This window comes from Fictibacillus sp. 23RED33, from assembly GCF_015903925.1.
Lineage (GTDB): Bacteria > Bacillota > Bacilli > Bacillales > Fictibacillaceae > Fictibacillus > Fictibacillus phosphorivorans.
The window spans coordinates 420,533-436,575 of record NZ_JACZDX010000003.1 but is presented as its reverse complement, the minus strand read 5'-3'; the positions used below and the strand labels follow the sequence as shown (position 1 = coordinate 436,575).

The window sequence follows — 16,043 nt, the reverse complement described above, 5'->3', positions numbered from 1 at the left end:
TTTTTTTATGCAATCATTAGCCAGAAATGGACTTTCAGCAGAAACGGTTAAGAGGGCTTTACATGGCCCTCATCGTCGTTTCTCTTTTAGGTATGAACTGTTGGATAAGAATTTGAATAAGATCGGTGACCTAAACACAGTTATAGATGGTGAAGTTCGTCAGGATTCTCTTTCTACTATCAAACGGACTGCTAATTTCTCGCTGATCGATAAGGGAGAAATTGATTTCCTAAACGATCGTATTAAACCTTATGTTCGTCTATGGGTTCAAAATCAATGGGTGGACTTTCCACAAGGTGTATATCTCTTATCAAGTCCAAAGAAAAAAGATATTATCCGGAATGTAGAGCGCAGCATTGATGCATTTGATGGTTTGTTGATTCTTCAAGAAGATAAGTTTGAAACAAGGTACCGTATAGCAGCTGGAGGCAGTTATTATCAAGAAATCATTAGTATCTTAAATAGTGCTGGAATTGAATTTTATAACATCGAGTTTACGGACAAGGTATTTCCGATCGAAAAGGATTTTGAAGCCGGTAAAGAAAAGATTTTTATCCTAAATGAGCTCTTACGTGAGATTAACTATACGCCATTACATGTGAATGCTGATGGAGTATTCACTTCATACACATATCGAAGTCCTGCTGTGCGATCTCCAGATTACTTCTACAGAGATGATAACCAATCCGTTATTTTTGCAGGTGTAGAAGAAGAATTAGACCTTTCAAATATCCCTAATAAATGGGTAGTGGTTCGGACTAATTCAGAAGAAGAGCCGTTATTCTCAATCTATACCAACGATAATCCATTGAGTGTGACATCAACGGTTAATCGTGGCCGGACAATCGTAGATCATCGAGAAATCAATGACATTGCTGATCAAGTCAGTCTAGATGCTTATACTCAACGAATTGCTTTTGAAGCATCTCAAGTGTACGGGAAGATTGATTTTGAAACTGGCATTATGCCTATGCATGATTATGCTGATGTAATTGAGCTTGAATATTCTACTCTTGGCATCAAAGGGAAGTATAGCGAAACTTCATGGTCGTTACCGTTAAATATTAATGGGAAGATGAAGCATTCACTTCGAAGGGTTGTGACGATATGATCAATCCGAACGATTTCGCGAGGATGTTCGTACTTAATGAACCGAAAGAAGGTGATGATAACAACAATTTAGCAAGATTTGCAACGATTGATCCACAGTATGTAAGTGGTCGTCCTCAAGTTATTTATGACATTGATGTAGCAAATGGGACTTTGAGTAAGCCATTGCCGCATTTAGCAAGTTATTCACCAGTCGCAAATGACAGAGTGATGATTCTACAAGGGGTAATTTTAGATAAGATCATTTAAAGGGTAAAGGAGGTCAAGGACGGATGGAGGCTACAGACATGAAAAAATCCACAGAAATTGAGATTTTAGTAAGTCTAACCCGGTTAGAAACTAAAATGAACGAGTTAGGAAACGTAAAAGAAACATCCTTCGAAGCATTACAAAGCGCAAAGAGTGCCCATCATCGACTTGATCGTTTAGACGATTTGAATCTTGAAAGGATTGACAGTCACGAAAAGAACTTTGAGAAGATCTACAAAATTATATTCTGGGCAGCAACAACAATCATTGGTTCGTTCCTCATAGGAGCAATCGGATTGTTGTTTTTCTTTGTCAAAAAATAAGGAGGATTTCAAATGTCTGATGATTATATCCAAGATCCTGGTCATGGCGGTAGTGATCCAGGTGCGGTTTCGAAAGGAAACATTGAGAAAGTATATACGTTGGAAGCAGCAACATATGTTGATAAACGCCTTGCTGATCATGGAATCAAAAGTGGAATGACAAGGACTTCTGATGTCACTTTGGATGAAGGACCACGAGTGGCAGCTGTAAAGAAATCAGGAGCAAAGAAATGTTTATCCCATCATTTTAATGCCGGTGGTGGATCAGGTATTGAAGTCATTCACAGTATCTTCTCAAACGGGTCTTTGGCTAAAAAGATAGTTGAGGAGTTTAAGAAAGCTGGTTACCCTGTAAGACCTAAAGCCACTTTCTCAAGAAAAGGTTTGAATGGAAAAGATTATTATTACATGCACAGAACAACTGGATCAGTAGAAACAGACATCGTCGAATATGACTTTGTAGATGGTCCGCAATCTGAAAAGATTAAAGACAAAAAGTATCGCGAAGGAATGTATGAGTGTGTAGTGCGTGCTGTTTGTCTTGAAGAGAACGTTAGATATAAACCTATCGTGGCTCAAAAACCTGTTGTGAAAGAATCGATTAAAAAGAAGTTATTCCGGGTTCAAGTCGGGGCCTTCACAGATAAAGTAAATGCCGATCGTCTAGCAAAAGAATTAGAAGCGAAGGGTTACAAACCTTTCGTTAAGGAGGAATAACGTTGGACTTTACTAGTGAGTTTTTACCTTACTTAGCTCTTGCAGTAATCTTATGGGCGATTAGAGAAACTAACAAAGTGGATAACAAATGGATACCGATCATTGCTGTTGCACTTGGAATCCTTTACGCTTCTTGGGAAGTAGGTGGTTTTACTCCTAAATCAATGATCAATGGCTGCCAGTATGCACTATTAGGAGTCGGCAGCGTAGCAGCAGTAAAGTATTTTTTAGAGACTCATCGGCCATATAAATAAGAATAGCCCTTCCAAAAGGAAGGGCTATTTTTTATGAGTACCAGTGTAATCCCAATAACCAGTATTCAATTTTTCAATATTTAATTTCATAAAATCCTTTAGATCTTCCTCCATTTCCTCACCATTGATCTCTTCCACAAAGAAAGTAATCACTCTGGCCTTTTTAAAATCCATCACAGATACTTTGCGACTTGTTGTATTACCTTTAACACTAAACATTATTCCGTATCTCAACATAATCACTCCTCATTGGTAATTATATACGAATATTTGTTCGTTTTGTACTAGAAATAAAAACATATGTTCGGTATAATAATAAAAAAGGAGGATGGCAGTATGGAAAACTTCATTATGAAGTGTCTAAAAGAGCAAAGACCAATAGAAATTATATACCTAGCTGATTCAGGTTCAATTAGTCAACGTACAATAAAAGTAATAGAAATTAGGAATGCAACATTGAAAGCATACTGTCATCTAAGGAAAACGCAACGTGTATTTAAAATAGGAAACATATTGTCTATAAATTATAAAACGGCAGCAAGTTAAAAGGAGAATCAGAATGAAGAAGCTAACAAGAGCTCAGTTAAATGTTTTAGATGCAATTACAAAGAACGTAAATAAAAGAAATTACGCACCTTCTGTTCAGGAAATTTGTGATACATCAGGTTTAAAGTCAAAAAGTACAGTACATAGGCATTTGAAAAACCTAAAGGATAGTGGGTATATCCACTGGGAGGAAGGCCAACCAAGAACTTTGAAAGTAATGAAAGATGTTTCAGAATTAGATCGAAAAAGATTATCTCTGCAATTTGAATACGCTTATTGATTTAACCTTGTATAATTAAATAACCACACAAATACAAAGGTAGGTGAAAACATCACTATCTTTGTTTCTTTGACAGAAACCCCGGAACTAGTAATTAAAGTTCGGGGTTTTTTACTGTCCAAATCTCCGTTAAGTTCTTGTTGAGGATTTTACAAATTTTATAGGACGTATCAAATGAAGGTAGGGTCTTATTATTAATCAATAAACTAAGTGCTGCTTTACTAATGCCTGCTTCGTCTGCAAAATCACCATGTTTCATATCCATTTCAGCGAGAATTACTTTGAGCTTGCATTTATATCCCACACTAATCACCTCATTCTTATATTCTGTAGCTTAAAAAGACAATCCTTCTTTGAAAAATATTAAACGGACAAGATAATGTGCCCAAGCCATGGGCGTATACCTATATTAGATACCAACATCACTACTAAGAAGTAACAGTTAGCTGGTAACTTGTCTATCCCATCCGCAATTGAACAAATCGTTAATTTCAAATGTGCTCAAATCCTTAACTTATTCTCTCTAAGAATATTAAAAACAGTGGTGCACCTAACGAACAAAAATACGTTTAGAAGGAGTGTTGTAAATGCTATTAGAAATTACTTCTTCCCTTCTCATGGGATCACTAGCGCTTTTTGCACACACGAAAAAAGGGGGAGGTGTAAATATGAGTGATGGCAGCAAAATTCAAAAGATTTTTGGAAACACAGGTCTGAATGTAAAAGAAGGTGATAGGACCTTAACAGCACAGTTGATCAAAAACAGAAAAAAATCATGGGGAAGAGAGTTGGTGTTCAGAATACCTTTAGGACGATCTTTTGAAGATTATCAAAGTAAGATCAATGCCATACAAGATGGATTAAATAGGAAAAGAAAAACACTCAGATTAAACCTCGGTGCAATAAAAAGTGGTGACATTAAGAACTTCCTCAAAAAAGACAAAGAAACTTCAAAAGAAATTGAGATGTCCTTTGATGGGATGCTGAAGATAAAAATATATAACAAACCAATGCCAATTAAGAACCCCTACTTTGAAATTGAATTGCACAAAAACGGTTGGAAGGTTCCTATAGGTTCAACGAGAACTGAAACCCTATTTCATGACTTTGACAAAATTTATAACATGTTGGTTGGTGGTGCAGTAGGTGGAGGAAAGTCATCTTTTCTAGATATGATGATTTCCCATTTGTTAATAACCCAACCTGAGAACGTAAGGCTCACTCTTATTGACTTAAAAGGCGGTGTTGAGTTTAACCGTTTTAAAGACTGTAAACAGGTAGTGGGTTATGCAGAAGAAGCAATTGAAGCAAGAGAGGCACTACAAAAAGTTGTTGAAGAGATGAAAAAGACACTTGCTCTGTTAAAGGAGAAAAACGCAAGGAATGTAATAGAAGCTGGAATTAATGAAAGACATTTTATAATCATCGATGAAATCGGAGAACTAGCAAGTTCTAAGGAAGTCGATAAAGATACAAAAAAGATTAAAGAGGAATGTGAGTACCTACTCTCAAATATCGCTCGATTAGGAAGAGCACAAGGCATTCGATGTATAGTGGCCACTCAACATCCTACTGCGGATGTGGTGCCGATCCAAGTAAAACGCAATTGTGATTCGAGACTTTGTTATCGAGTAGATGGAACGAGCGCAAGTATGGTGGTATTAGATTCCCCAGGTGCAGAGTCCTTACCAGTAATCAGAGGTCGAGCAATTTATAAAAGTGGTGCTGACAAGACGATACTTCAAACTCATTGGATCAGTGAAGCTGAGATGGAAGAAGTCATTAGAATTAACATTAAAGCTAGTCAGGAGGTAGTAGAAGATGAATCAAAGGCAACAGGCGATTTTGATCTCTTTGAAGACACACCACTTTCTTAATCGCGATCAACTTATACAACTTCATGACTTAAAATCAATACGAAATGCAAACCGGATATTTTTAGACATGAAGATATACTTATCTTCATTCAAGGAAGGAAAAGAAACCATTTATTATTTATCAAAAGAAGGTAGAGAAATGGTGGGATGTGACAGGGTTAGAAAAAAGACTCCTCAAATAAAACACTTTATCATGCGAAACCAGTTCTATATTTTTGCGAAGTGCCCTGGAGATTGGAAAATCGAACAAAAAATAGGTGGTCAATTAGTATGCGATGCAGCGTTTTACCAATCAGGAAAATGGCACTTTGTTGAGGTAGATAATAATTCAACGATGACAGCTAATAAATCAAAAATAGAGAAATATAAAAAGCTATACGAAAGCAAAATGTTCCAAAATCATAAAGACTATGGATACTTTCCCTTATTACTTTGGGTTACCACAAATGATTATCGACAAAAGAAGCTACTTGAGCTTTGTAGAGGAATTCCGAGTAATGTCTTCACTATAGAAGATATAAAATAAAAGGAGTTGTTCACCATGTTCAGACAGAAGAAAATTAAGTCAGTTGGTTCAATCAGTGATTTCATGAATAGCACACACAACCAAGAACAAGCCAAGATGGATTTCTCAAAGTTTAAGGCTGCAGCTGTAGGAAGTATGTTTCCATTGGTATTATCTTCAAAAGCATTCGCGGCAGAATCCGTTTCTTCTTGTGGGAAAACTTTAGCAGTGACGGCTGTACCGCAAGCAATACCAGCTGGAGTAGCAGATAAAGCAATGGGTGAGGTGATAGCTGCATTCGCGCATCTCTTTGATCCAATCATCGATTTGATGATAGCTATCTCTTTCCCGGTAGCTTCAGCCATGATTGTATGGAAAATATTTATGGGATTCTTTAAAGATCAGGGGGAAATTTGGGAAGGGATCGGTAAGATCTCTCTCGTATATGTATTAGTGCAGATGTCACCAATCTTTATTAAAATGCTTAAAGGTTTGGGTTCTATAGCAGTAGGGATTTAAACACGGTTAACCTATTAGAGTGAATGAGATCACATTGATCGATGTTTTAAAAGCGGAAACAGAAGATGTTGTTGATGCCATCCAATTAAAGATGCAGAAAAAGAAAATATACGACTACATTCATGTATTAGATGACCGAGAAAAAGAAGTGATCGTAGGACGATTTGGACTCGATCTTCAAAAAGAAAAAACACAGCGTGAGATCGCAAAACAGCTAGGGATTTCTAGAAGTTATGTCTCAAGGATCGAAAAGCGAGCGCTCATGAAGCTTTTTCATGAATTTTACCGCAGCCGACAGCAATCAGAACGATAAATACTTATCTTTAAGAAGACTGGTAACAATTACAGTCTTTTTATTTTTTTATTCGGACAAACTAAAGAAAAAAAGGAGTTTTTATATATGGCAAGAAGAAAACGACAGCCTATCGTCCCAGAAGCTAGAGAAGGGCTCGATCGGTTAAAAGCGAAAGTGATGAGAGAAGCAGGTTACAACGTTTCAGATCAGTCACCAGATGATGTGAAGTATGAAGTAGCAAGAGACATGGGTGTGAACTTACAAAAAGGATATAACGGTACGATCACGTCAAAAGATGCCGGAAAAGTAGGCGGACAGATTGGCGGGAGAATGGTAAAAGAACTCATTCAGCAGGCAAAAGCGAATTTAGGCAAGCAAGTACGTTAACTTGGTGTTTAGATATACAAAATAGGGAATAGAATAGGTAAAAAACCAGGAGGGGTTCTTATGCAAGACGCTGTACTTTATGGATCATTCGTAGTAATGCTGGCCTATTTTGTCTATGTTTCAATCGCAGAATAATGTGAAGCTCTCCTTGCTAAGGAGAGCTTCATTTTTTATGTTCGTAAGATTTACATAAAAAAATAAATCAAAAAAATAAACTTCATGGTCGATTTTTGTTTGAATATTTTTTATAATAAGAAAAGAGTGGAAATATGTACATATGGGGGAGAAATAATGTTATTACAAGATTTAAGACAAACATGGGAACTTGATTCCGTTTTTCCTGGTGGTAGTGGATCGAAAGAATTATTAGCTGAAATAAATTGGACGGAGAACGAAGCGAAAGAATTAGCAAAAAAAGCAGATTCCTTCACGTTTTCAAACGAAACTTTCTTATCATTGATCAAAGAGCTTCAAAGCTTTTCTGAAAGATTATCAACTGCTGGAGCTTTCATTGGCTGTTTGATCGCTCAAGATGTAAAAGACAAGAAGGCGATGGCTCTTCGTGGTAGATTAGAATCGGTATACGCAGCATTTTCTAACGTGGGTTCAGTTATCGATCAAAAGCTAATGGATATCTCTGAAGATGCATGGAAAGATCTGATGAGTCTTCCTGAGTACGAACATATTGCGTTCTCTTTGAACGAGAGAAGAATGAATGCAAAAGAAAAGCTTGGTATCTCAGAAGAATCATTGATCAATGATCTAGCTGTAGACGGCTATCATGCTTGGTCAACGTTATACGATCTAGTGGTGGGCAGAATCTCGATCAAAGTTGAGATTGATGGAAAGGAAGAAGAACTCTCTGTAGGGCAAGCGGAGAATAAGTTTTCAAGTCCTGACCGCAACGTAAGAAAAGATACGTTTGAAAAATTTGTTCAAGCTTGGGATCACGAAGGTGAGTTTTGTGCGGCTTCTCTAAATCACATCGCAGGATTTAGAAACGAGATCTACAAACACAGAGGCTGGGAAGAAACATTAAAAGAGCCTCTTGCGATCAATCGTATGAAGGAAGAGACTCTTTCAGCAATGTGGAACGCGATCTCTTCTCAAAAAGAGATCTTCGTTAAATACTTAGATCGAAAAGCTAAACTTTTAGGTCTAGATAAATTAAGCTGGTATGATGTTGATGCACCATTATCTTCTGCAAACAGCAAGATGAGTTATGACGAAGCGGCTCAATTTATCGTAGAGCATTTCCGTACGCTCGCACCTAAGATGGCTGATTTCTCTGAAAAGGCATTCCTAGACGGCTGGATTGAAGCAGAAGATCGTTCTGGTAAAAGACCAGGAGGATTTTGTACCGGGTTCCCAACTAAGAAAGAAACAAGAATCTTTATGACGTTCTCAGGAACACCAAGCAATGTTTCTACGTTAGCACATGAGCTTGGTCATGCGTTCCATACGGATGTGTTAAAAGAGATGCCATACTATGCAACAAATTATGCGATGAACGTTGCTGAAACAGCTTCCACTTTTGCTGAGATGATCGTTGCTGATGCAGCCGTTTCAAACGCAAAATCGAAAGAAGAGAAAATTGCGCTTTTAGAAGATAAAGCTCAACGTTCCGTAGCCTTTTTTATGAATATTCATGCTCGTTTTCTGTTTGAAACGAGAATGTACGAAGAAAGAAAAGCGGGTCAGTTATCAGTTGAACGTCTATGTGAACTGATGGAAGAGGCTCAAAAAGAAGCATTTAACGGTGCACTCGATGAGTATCATCCTTACTTCTGGGCGTCTAAGCTTCATTTCTATATTACAGACGTACCGTTCTATAACTTCCCGTATACATTCGGTTATCTGTTCTCTGCAGGGATCTATGCAAAAGCGAAAGAAGAAGGCCCTTCATTCGAAGAAAAATATATTGCACTCCTACAAGATACAGGAAAGATGGAAGTGGAAGAGCTCGCACAAAAACATCTTGGCATAGATGTTACGAAACAAGATTTCTGGTTAAAAGGTATTGAGCTTGCTGCAGCCGATGTAGAAGAGTTTTTAGCATTAACAGAAGAATAAAATAGAATCGGCAGTTCCTTGAATAGGAATTGCCGATTTTTTGCTTTTTTGGAGTTTATAGAACATGGAAACTTTGGCTGTTATTGAGCATGAATTGTAAACCTATGCACAGTTGCATATGGAGGAAGGGGGGTATTGAATGGATTATTTGTATCAAACTTTGTCGACTTGCCGATTTATGAGCAAATCTCGCCGTATTATTGGAGAAACTCGCTGAATGAACACTGAAATTTCTAGAATTATTTTAAAAAGTTTTGGGATTACCAAGGCATATACCCAACGGGGTATTCGTTTGGACAATGGAACGCAAAATAAAAAGCTTGGCAACACCATGCCAAGCTTTCTTAATGACCGACTATTCATCTTTTTTCAATCGTAATGGTACTAATCATAAGTACAGATAACCCGAACGTCAGGAACATATAAAGAAATCCTGGGACTAGATCAACCGTCAGATAACCAGCAGCCATCAAACAACCAGCTAAAGTGATCGGCATACCCACAAATGAACCCGTAAACTCTGTGATGTTAAACCGAGCTAACCGTATCGCACCGCAGACAATAAAGATAATGGTGAAGATCATGCCTGATACACCAAACTGATGAAGGGCGACCTGATAGATTAAAAATGCAGGCGCAATTCCAAATGAGATAAGGTCACAAAGAGAGTCTAATTGTTTCCCAAACTCGGATTCGATATTTAACTTTCGGGCAACCATTCCATCAAAACGATCAAACAAACCGGCTAAGAAGATTAAGATGAATCCTAATTTTAAATCTCCTGAGATCATAATTAATAACGCCAAAGTTCCTAGTGATAAATTGATCAATGTTAAGAAGTTAGCGGTTTGTCCCTTCACTTTCTTAAACGTTGAATCAATACGCTCTCTTTCGAGCATGAACATACAATCACTCCTCAAACGGGTAACCGGCTAAAACGCAGTAAGTGCGCATCTTCCAAAGAGATAAACAATGATCCTTTGAAAAATAAACTTATCCTTGTTCGTTGCTTAAAATTATATACCCATTCTAATCATTATATGACAACGAGAAAGTGATTAATAGTAGATATTATTCAAGGTTGGAACTATCTTTCTTTTCTAGTTCATTGAATACCGTTTTATCTGAAAGCGGTACTCCTGTTCTGTATGCTGCTCTTGAAATCATATGCCCTGCTACTGGAGCAGTCATCAGAACGAAAAGGATACCAAGTATCAATTTACCGCTAAACACATGCATCTCAGACAACACATAGATGAAGGAACCAATCAGGATTCCAGATACCCCCAAAGTCGAAGCTTTACTGGCAGCGTGAAGTCTTGAATAAACATCAGGAAAACGGAGTACCCCAAGTGTTCCTGAAAAGATGATAAAGGTGCCAGCGATGAGGAAGAAGCTAATCACGATCTTGATCAATGATAACACCCTTTTCTAGAAATTTTGCAACAGCGACAGTCGCAATAAACGTCAATATTCCGATCAATAAGATAATATCGTTCAGCTGAACAGTATCCAAGATAATTGCCATAATACCAGTGATGGCGATCAAGTTAATACCGATCGTATCGAGGGCTACAACGCGATCTGGATTTGAAGGACCCGTTACCGCTCGATAGAGAAGAAGCAGAATCGAGATGGTTGTTACGAATAAACAAACATGAACAACGACCGTGAACCAATCTGTCATCGTGTTACCTCCCTTATTGCTTTTTCAAATGATTCCTTAATGCTAACGATGGTTTCATTGACATCTGGAAGATCGAGCGCATGGATATAGATATATCGTTGATCTCTTGAGACATCCACAGACAAAGTTCCAGGAGTTAAGGTGATTAAGTTAGCAAGTAAGGTGATCTCCCAATTCTTCTTAACATCAATTGGAAGTGCGAGTATACCCGGTTGAAAATCGAGCTTCGGTTTATAAATCCATTTTAAAACTTCAATATTTGCTAGAAGAAGTTCTTTTATGAACAAAAAAATGAGATAAAGAATCGCTCTCACATGTTTAAAATAGTACGAATCAGGAATGAATCGATTCAGCAAGAAGAGAAGTGCTGACCCAATCACAAATCCAACTATAAAACTTGCGAAAGAGTAGCTCTCAGATAAAAACATCCAAATAACGCCGATCAGCAAATTTAGAATAAGTTGAAATGTCATGGAATTACTCCTTTAATACATAATCGATATAGATTTGCGGATCGATCAGACTGTCTGCTGCTGCCTGGACATATGGATAGAACCATTCTGCTCCAACACCAAGCAAGATAGAGATTGCGATCAATACAGCTGATGCTGCTAATCCTGAGGTTTTCACAGCTTGTTTTGGCTCTTCTTTTAGCTCACCCCAGAATGCGCCGATAAAGATGCGAATCACAGAAAATAAGATTAACAGACTTGATAATAATCCGACTCCAGCAGCTATATAATGTCCTTCATCCATTGCACCTCTTAAGAGGAGGTATTTCCCGATAAAACCACTGAAAGGCGGGATTCCGGCTAATATGAGAGATGCGATAAAGAACATCCAACCCATAAGTGGTGCGGTTTTTATATATCCACCCATCTTTTTTAGGTTTGACGTTCCAGCATGCCAAACAAGTAGGCCAGCAAGGAAAAATAAAGCCGCTTTAATCGCCATATCATGAACAAGGTAGTAGATCGTACCTGCAAGTGATTCTGCTGAGAACGTTCCTATACCGAGAAGCATAAAGCCGATCGCTGGCATGATATTATAAGCGATAATCAATTTAACATTAGATGTAGAAAGGGCACCAATGACTCCGATGATCATGGTTAGAGTTGCTACCCAAATAAAAAAGGTGTGTGTGAGCTCAAGTTTATGAGAAAAAATGAGTGTGAAGACTCTTAGCATAGAGTACACACCTACTTTAGTTAACAGTGCTCCAAACAATGCAGAGACGATAGGTGATGGCACGATATACGATTTAGGTAGCCAAAAATACAAAGGAAATAGAGCACCTTTTGTCGCGAAAACGATAAATAGTAAAATCCCAATTCCTGTTAAGATACCTTGCTGTTCTACTTGGGCAACACGTTCCCCGAGTTGCGCCATGTTAACTGTACCGGTAACAGAATAGAGAAAAGCTACCGTTGTAACGAATAGAATGGACGAAAACAGATTGAGTAAGATGTATTTTACAGATTCCCGAAATTGATGCTTGGAACCCCCGATAATGATCAATCCATAGGATGCCATTAACAACACTTCAAAAAACACGAACAGGTTGAACAGATCTCCTGTTAAGAAAGCGCCACTCACCCCTGCGATCAGTAAAAAGAACAAAGGGTAAAAGTAGTGCTGTACCATCTTTTCTGTAACGGATGATAGCGCGAAGATAGCTGCAGTTAATGCGATTACATTCACAGCGAGTATCATGATGACGGACAGCTTGTCTGCAACAAGAATGATTCCGTAAGGCGCTTTCCAACCACCTGTTTCTAAGGTTAATGGTCCGGTGGAAAATACATAGTAACTTAAGAAGATCGAAACGCCTAAACTTAACAAGACCACTAGAAATGAAATGTTTACCGTTACTTTTTGTTTCTTATTAAAGAAAACAAGTAAAGCTCCGAAAAACAAAGGTATAAATATTGGCAAGAATACTAAATTACTCATCATCTGTTCCCCTTAGCTGATCCATCATATCTGTCTTGTTGCTTTGATAGGTTCGATAAGCTAGTACAAGTAGAAAGCTCGTAACCCCAAAACTTATAACAATAGATGTCAGTATTAGCGCTTGAGGAAGGGGATCTGTATAGTCCTTGATCCCCTCAATTAATATAGGAGGTTTTCCACGGTTTAATTTTCCCATCGTTAAAATAAACAGGTGAGCTCCATGTGATAAAAGCGCCGTACCAAGTACAATTTTTAATAACTGTTTTTGAAGTATTAGATATACGCCGGCTGCAAATAACGTTCCGGCAAGTATAGACATAATTATTTCCATTAGTGGTTCATGTCTCCTTTATCCCGGTATTTTATCATGGCGAAAATGCCTAAAGCAGCTAGACCAAGTACTGCTATTTCAAATAAAGTATCCAAGCCACGGAAGTCAACAAGGATGACGTTAACAATATTATCTCCACCGCCAAGTTTATAAGAGTTATCTACAAAATATTTTGAAATGCTCTCAAAATATTTAGAGCTATGAGCGGAGATCGCTACTACAGTTAAGAGTGCTCCCGTCGAAGCTGCAATAATAAAATCTACAAGCTTTTCAGAAGGTTTTTTATCCGATTTCTTCAATTTTGGAAGATGCGCAAAACATAGCAAGAAGAGAGCAACAGTTATGGTCTCAACGATAAGCTGTGTAAGTGCGAGATCTGGTGCACGGAAGAAAACGAACAATAATGAAAGACCATATCCTACAACTCCGATTACAATAATCGCAGCTATTCTCTGTGTCATCCAGATCGTTGCAATGGCAGCAACAGCCATAACAAAACCGACTAACACCTCTGGCCACGTAACCGGTGCTAAGTCATCGAACGCAATTTTAAAACCGTCTGTGACATAAATAAAAATCGATGTAGTCACAACCAAGAATACAAGAATGATGGATGTGTACAATCGCAATGAACCAGTCATATAAAATTTCGTGAATTTACTCGAGAAACTCAATAGACCGTTTACGATAGACTGATATATACGATCTGTTGAAAATTTTCCAGGTACTCTATTGTAGATCGGTTGCCACCTTTTTAAAGTTAAAGCGAGAATGGTTCCGACTGCTACTACAACAAGCGACATATAGAGTGGTCCGTTTAAACCGTGCCAAAATTTAAGGTGAATTTGCGCAAAATCTCCTGATACTGAAGCAACTGCTGGTGCAAGTAACGATTCATTAATCAAGTTTGGCACTAATCCGATCAAAACGACAAATCCAATGAGTATAATCGGAGAAACCAGCATGCCAATTGGCGCTTCGTGAGGTTTTTTCTCAAGTTGATCTAACTTGGCTTTACCTGTGAATGTGCCAAATACTAAATACATGGAATAAACAAATGTAAAGATACTTCCAACTACAGCAAGTAATGGGATCCACTCAGCAAACATTCCAGCAAAACCGCTCGTTTGCTCTAATTTCAATGAAGAATCAAAGAACATTTCCTTACTTAAGAAACCATTGAAAATCGGAAGTGGTACTCCAGCCATAGAGAAAGCTCCAAAGAATGCTAAAGTGGCGGAGATCGGCATAAAAGTATAGAGTCCGCCAAGTCTTCTGATATCTCTCGTTCCTGTCTCATGATCAACAATACCCGCTATCATAAACAAGCTGCCTTTAAAGGTAGCGTGGTTAAAGATATGGAAGATTGCAGCGAGAGTAGCAATACCAGTACCAAAGCCAAGCATTGTCATGATCATACCAAGCTGGCTGATCGTTGAATAAGCTAGTATACCCTTCAGATCAGTCTGTCGAGAAGCAAGTATCGATCCCAAACAGAGTGTGATCAGACCAACACCAGAAACGATAATGAAAAATACATCCGTCCCACTAAAGATGAGTGAAAATCTGGCTACAAGATAGATCCCTGCTTTAACCATCGTTGCAGAGTGAAGGTATGCACTAACCGGAGTTGGTGCTTCCATCGCATCAGGAAGCCAGCTGTGAAATGGAAACTGTGCCGATTTTGTAAAAGCTCCGATTAGTAGCAATATCAATATCGGAATAAACAGATCGCTCTCAATAATGTCAGATCGATTCGCGATCATCTCTCGTATACTGTTCGTCTCGGCTGTAATGGATAGGAGTATGAGAGCACCTAGCATGGACAGTCCGCCAAAAACAGTTACGAGCATTGATTTTTGTGCACCATATGTGGAACGTTCACGATAAAACCAAAATCCAATTAATAGAAAGGATGAGATACTCGTGAACTCCCAAAAGGTATAAAGTACGAAAACGTTGTCAGATAGAACGACGCCAAGCATCGATCCCATAAATAATAATAAATAAACATAGAAATGGACGAGCTGTTCTTTTTTCGATAAATAAAAGATCGAATAGAGTACAACAAGTGTTCCAATTCCGGTGATTAATAGCGAAAAAAGCATGCTAAGTCCATCCAAGTAAAAACTTAATTGGATGTCGAGTGATGGAATCCAATTCGCGATGCTTTGAACGATCTTCCCTTCAGCCAATGTAGGCAGTTTTGAAATAAACAGAATAAAAAGCACTGCTGGAACAGGCAGAACAAACCAACCAGTATGTATCCGGTCTACTTTCTTAGCGGCAAGTCCAATGAGCAATGCTGCTAAAAAAGGAATGAGTATGTAGATGTGCAACATGAATACCGGTAAACCTCCTTAAAACCCAAAAATAATCGTCATAGTCCATTACATTGTAAGCAAAACCTTTCCTTTTTAGCAAATACTTTACCAAAGAGAAACTCTTTAATCAGATTGATTTTGCATCTCTTGAATATCCTTCCCAAAAAATACCTAACCTATTTGAGAGGTGATTGAAAATGAGACTACTACATACATACGGAATACTCTTGATTTTGTTTCAACTAACTGGCTGTTTTAATGATTCTATTTATAAAAGAGATGAGACGAGTCCAAAGTTTCAACCGAGAGAATACTACAGGAAGCACGTTAGCTTCTCTGAAGCAGGCGTTTCAAACGCCTCTTCATTAGCAGAAGAAATGAAAAGGGAGATTAAGAAAGATAAATTTATTAAACGTGCAGTTGTGGTTAAAGAAGGTGGCAAATACGTAGTGGCGATTCAGATGAAGTCTTACCACTACAAAAAAGCAGAATCTTTGAGTAAAAAATACAAGCAAGCGTGGGAAGAGCAGTGGAGAATTCCAATTGAAATAACCTTTAATCCAGGAGAATATCGAAAAGTTGAAAGAGAGTTGGCCACAAAAAAATAGAGCGT

22 protein-coding genes and 1 pseudogene are annotated in these 16,043 nt (G+C 38.0%); 14 read left to right on the top strand and 9 right to left on the bottom strand.

Annotation, left to right across the window (positions count from 1 at the left end):
• Positions 1–7: 7 nt before the first annotated feature.
• The 5 genes from IHV09_RS14145 to IHV09_RS14125 are packed head-to-tail and all read left to right on the top strand — an operon-like array spanning position 8 to position 2,653.
• Entirely contained in the window at positions 8–1,111 is a 1,104-nt protein-coding gene (locus tag IHV09_RS14145; protein ID WP_197264735.1) for a hypothetical protein, read from the top strand.
• Complete coding sequence (locus IHV09_RS14140; RefSeq protein WP_231618306.1) at positions 1,108–1,359, top strand: hypothetical protein; 252 nt, start codon at positions 1,108–1,110, stop codon at positions 1,357–1,359. The genes IHV09_RS14145 and IHV09_RS14140 overlap by 4 nt, the downstream gene beginning before the upstream one ends.
• A 38-nt stretch (positions 1,360–1,397) precedes the next feature.
• Positions 1,398–1,682 carry a peptidase gene (locus tag IHV09_RS14135; RefSeq protein WP_197264734.1) on the top strand — a complete coding sequence of 95 codons (285 nt, stop codon included), beginning with the start codon at positions 1,398–1,400 and terminating at the stop codon, positions 1,680–1,682.
• Positions 1,683–1,694: 12 nt separating this feature from the next.
• Positions 1,695–2,399 (top strand): N-acetylmuramoyl-L-alanine amidase, encoded by a 705-nt coding sequence (locus IHV09_RS14130; RefSeq protein ID WP_197264733.1) that lies wholly within the window; start codon positions 1,695–1,697, stop codon positions 2,397–2,399.
• Between the two features lie 2 nt (positions 2,400–2,401).
• The gene (locus tag IHV09_RS14125; protein WP_197264732.1) at positions 2,402–2,653 is read left to right on the top strand and encodes a phage holin family protein; all 252 of its coding nucleotides are present in this window, start codon (positions 2,402–2,404) and stop codon (positions 2,651–2,653) included.
• A 24-nt stretch (positions 2,654–2,677) separates the two neighbouring features.
• Here IHV09_RS14125 and IHV09_RS14120 read toward each other — a convergent pair whose 3' ends face one another.
• Positions 2,678–2,887, bottom strand: a complete 210-nt coding sequence (locus IHV09_RS14120; RefSeq protein ID WP_197264731.1) for a hypothetical protein — start codon at positions 2,885–2,887, stop codon at positions 2,678–2,680.
• Between the two features lie 102 nt (positions 2,888–2,989).
• Between IHV09_RS14120 and IHV09_RS14115 the strand changes: the two genes are divergently transcribed.
• Both IHV09_RS14115 and IHV09_RS14110 read left to right on the top strand, forming a co-directional pair.
• Entirely contained in the window at positions 2,990–3,199 is a 210-nt protein-coding gene (locus tag IHV09_RS14115) for a hypothetical protein (protein ID WP_197264730.1), read from the top strand.
• A 13-nt stretch (positions 3,200–3,212) separates the two neighbouring features.
• A complete protein-coding gene (locus tag IHV09_RS14110) occupies positions 3,213–3,479 on the top strand; it encodes a MarR family transcriptional regulator (protein ID WP_197264729.1) in 267 nt (88 codons plus the stop codon).
• Positions 3,480–3,573: 94 nt separating this feature from the next.
• Here IHV09_RS14110 and IHV09_RS14105 read toward each other — a convergent pair whose 3' ends face one another.
• The gene (locus IHV09_RS14105) at positions 3,574–3,783 is read right to left on the bottom strand and encodes a helix-turn-helix transcriptional regulator (RefSeq protein ID WP_197264728.1); all 210 of its coding nucleotides are present in this window, start codon (positions 3,781–3,783) and stop codon (positions 3,574–3,576) included.
• A 283-nt stretch (positions 3,784–4,066) separates the two neighbouring features.
• Between IHV09_RS14105 and IHV09_RS14100 the strand changes: the two genes are divergently transcribed.
• The 6 genes and pseudogenes from IHV09_RS14100 (at position 4,067) to IHV09_RS14075 (ending at position 9,135) form a co-directional block, all read left to right on the top strand.
• On the top strand, positions 4,067–5,356 hold the full coding sequence (locus IHV09_RS14100; RefSeq protein WP_197264727.1) for an FtsK/SpoIIIE domain-containing protein: 1,290 nt from the start codon (positions 4,067–4,069) through the stop codon (positions 5,354–5,356).
• On the top strand, positions 5,301–5,882 hold the full coding sequence (locus IHV09_RS14095; RefSeq protein ID WP_197264726.1) for a replication-relaxation family protein: 582 nt from the start codon (positions 5,301–5,303) through the stop codon (positions 5,880–5,882). Before IHV09_RS14100 ends, IHV09_RS14095 begins: the two co-directional genes overlap by 56 nt.
• A gap of 15 nt (positions 5,883–5,897) precedes the next feature.
• The gene (locus IHV09_RS14090; protein ID WP_197264725.1) at positions 5,898–6,380 is read left to right on the top strand and encodes a hypothetical protein; all 483 of its coding nucleotides are present in this window, start codon (positions 5,898–5,900) and stop codon (positions 6,378–6,380) included.
• A 22-nt stretch (positions 6,381–6,402) separates the two neighbouring features.
• Positions 6,403–6,693, top strand: a pseudogene (locus IHV09_RS14085) (sigma-70 family RNA polymerase sigma factor); the annotation flags it as partial.
• Between the two features lie 87 nt (positions 6,694–6,780).
• A complete protein-coding gene (locus tag IHV09_RS14080; protein ID WP_197191426.1) occupies positions 6,781–7,062 on the top strand; it encodes an alpha/beta-type small acid-soluble spore protein in 282 nt (93 codons plus the stop codon).
• A 291-nt stretch (positions 7,063–7,353) separates the two neighbouring features.
• The gene (locus IHV09_RS14075) at positions 7,354–9,135 is read left to right on the top strand and encodes a M3 family oligoendopeptidase (RefSeq protein WP_197264724.1); all 1,782 of its coding nucleotides are present in this window, start codon (positions 7,354–7,356) and stop codon (positions 9,133–9,135) included.
• Positions 9,136–9,494: 359 nt separating this feature from the next.
• Here IHV09_RS14075 and pssA read toward each other — a convergent pair whose 3' ends face one another.
• The 7 genes from pssA to IHV09_RS14040 form a co-directional block, all read right to left on the bottom strand.
• The gene (pssA, locus tag IHV09_RS14070; RefSeq protein WP_197193797.1) at positions 9,495–10,040 is read right to left on the bottom strand and encodes a CDP-diacylglycerol--serine O-phosphatidyltransferase; all 546 of its coding nucleotides are present in this window, start codon (positions 10,038–10,040) and stop codon (positions 9,495–9,497) included.
• Positions 10,041–10,206: 166 nt separating this feature from the next.
• A complete protein-coding gene (gene mnhG, locus IHV09_RS14065) occupies positions 10,207–10,560 on the bottom strand; it encodes a monovalent cation/H(+) antiporter subunit G (protein WP_312035221.1) in 354 nt (117 codons plus the stop codon).
• Entirely contained in the window at positions 10,532–10,822 is a 291-nt protein-coding gene (locus IHV09_RS14060) for a Na(+)/H(+) antiporter subunit F1 (protein WP_197191429.1), read from the bottom strand. Before IHV09_RS14060 ends, mnhG begins: the two co-directional genes overlap by 29 nt.
• Entirely contained in the window at positions 10,819–11,295 is a 477-nt protein-coding gene (locus tag IHV09_RS14055; RefSeq protein ID WP_197133345.1) for a Na+/H+ antiporter subunit E, read from the bottom strand. The genes IHV09_RS14060 and IHV09_RS14055 overlap by 4 nt, the downstream gene beginning before the upstream one ends.
• A gap of 4 nt (positions 11,296–11,299) precedes the next feature.
• A complete protein-coding gene (locus IHV09_RS14050; RefSeq protein WP_197264723.1) occupies positions 11,300–12,775 on the bottom strand; it encodes a Na+/H+ antiporter subunit D in 1,476 nt (491 codons plus the stop codon).
• The gene (locus IHV09_RS14045; protein WP_197133339.1) at positions 12,768–13,106 is read right to left on the bottom strand and encodes a Na(+)/H(+) antiporter subunit C; all 339 of its coding nucleotides are present in this window, start codon (positions 13,104–13,106) and stop codon (positions 12,768–12,770) included. Before IHV09_RS14045 ends, IHV09_RS14050 begins: the two co-directional genes overlap by 8 nt.
• The gene (locus IHV09_RS14040) at positions 13,106–15,448 is read right to left on the bottom strand and encodes a Na+/H+ antiporter subunit A (protein ID WP_197264722.1); all 2,343 of its coding nucleotides are present in this window, start codon (positions 15,446–15,448) and stop codon (positions 13,106–13,108) included. Before IHV09_RS14040 ends, IHV09_RS14045 begins: the two co-directional genes overlap by 1 nt.
• Before the next feature lie 179 nt (positions 15,449–15,627).
• Here IHV09_RS14040 and IHV09_RS14035 point away from each other — a divergent pair, with 179 nt between their 5' ends.
• The gene (locus tag IHV09_RS14035) at positions 15,628–16,038 is read left to right on the top strand and encodes a hypothetical protein (protein ID WP_197191431.1); all 411 of its coding nucleotides are present in this window, start codon (positions 15,628–15,630) and stop codon (positions 16,036–16,038) included.
• The last annotated feature ends 5 nt before the right edge of the window (positions 16,039–16,043 follow it).

What these genes read in the sequence shown, in the direction of transcription:
- IHV09_RS14145 (WP_197264735.1), top strand. Translation starts at nt 8, where the DNA reads ATGCAATCATTAGCCAGAAATGGACTTTCAGCAGAAACGGTTAAGAGG.
- IHV09_RS14140 (WP_231618306.1), top strand. Translation starts at nt 1,108, where the DNA reads ATGATCAATCCGAACGATTTCGCGAGGATGTTCGTACTTAATGAACCG.
- IHV09_RS14135 (WP_197264734.1), top strand. Translation starts at nt 1,398, where the DNA reads ATGAAAAAATCCACAGAAATTGAGATTTTAGTAAGTCTAACCCGGTTA.
- IHV09_RS14130 (WP_197264733.1), top strand. Translation starts at nt 1,695, where the DNA reads ATGTCTGATGATTATATCCAAGATCCTGGTCATGGCGGTAGTGATCCA.
- IHV09_RS14115 (WP_197264730.1), top strand. Translation starts at nt 2,990, where the DNA reads ATGGAAAACTTCATTATGAAGTGTCTAAAAGAGCAAAGACCAATAGAA.
- IHV09_RS14110 (WP_197264729.1), top strand. Translation starts at nt 3,213, where the DNA reads ATGAAGAAGCTAACAAGAGCTCAGTTAAATGTTTTAGATGCAATTACA.
- IHV09_RS14100 (WP_197264727.1), top strand. Translation starts at nt 4,067, where the DNA reads ATGCTATTAGAAATTACTTCTTCCCTTCTCATGGGATCACTAGCGCTT.
- IHV09_RS14095 (WP_197264726.1), top strand. Translation starts at nt 5,301, where the DNA reads ATGAATCAAAGGCAACAGGCGATTTTGATCTCTTTGAAGACACACCAC.
- IHV09_RS14090 (WP_197264725.1), top strand. Translation starts at nt 5,898, where the DNA reads ATGTTCAGACAGAAGAAAATTAAGTCAGTTGGTTCAATCAGTGATTTC.
- IHV09_RS14080 (WP_197191426.1), top strand. Translation starts at nt 6,781, where the DNA reads ATGGCAAGAAGAAAACGACAGCCTATCGTCCCAGAAGCTAGAGAAGGG.
- IHV09_RS14075 (WP_197264724.1), top strand. Translation starts at nt 7,354, where the DNA reads ATGTTATTACAAGATTTAAGACAAACATGGGAACTTGATTCCGTTTTT.
- pssA (WP_197193797.1), bottom strand. Translation starts at nt 10,040, where the DNA reads ATGTTCATGCTCGAAAGAGAGCGTATTGATTCAACGTTTAAGAAAGTG.
- IHV09_RS14060 (WP_197191429.1), bottom strand. Translation starts at nt 10,822, where the DNA reads ATGACAGATTGGTTCACGGTCGTTGTTCATGTTTGTTTATTCGTAACA.
- IHV09_RS14055 (WP_197133345.1), bottom strand. Translation starts at nt 11,295, where the DNA reads ATGACATTTCAACTTATTCTAAATTTGCTGATCGGCGTTATTTGGATG.
- IHV09_RS14050 (WP_197264723.1), bottom strand. Translation starts at nt 12,775, where the DNA reads ATGAGTAATTTAGTATTCTTGCCAATATTTATACCTTTGTTTTTCGGA.
- IHV09_RS14045 (WP_197133339.1), bottom strand. Translation starts at nt 13,106, where the DNA reads ATGGAAATAATTATGTCTATACTTGCCGGAACGTTATTTGCAGCCGGC.
- IHV09_RS14040 (WP_197264722.1), bottom strand. Translation starts at nt 15,448, where the DNA reads ATGTTGCACATCTACATACTCATTCCTTTTTTAGCAGCATTGCTCATT.
- IHV09_RS14035 (WP_197191431.1), top strand. Translation starts at nt 15,628, where the DNA reads ATGAGACTACTACATACATACGGAATACTCTTGATTTTGTTTCAACTA.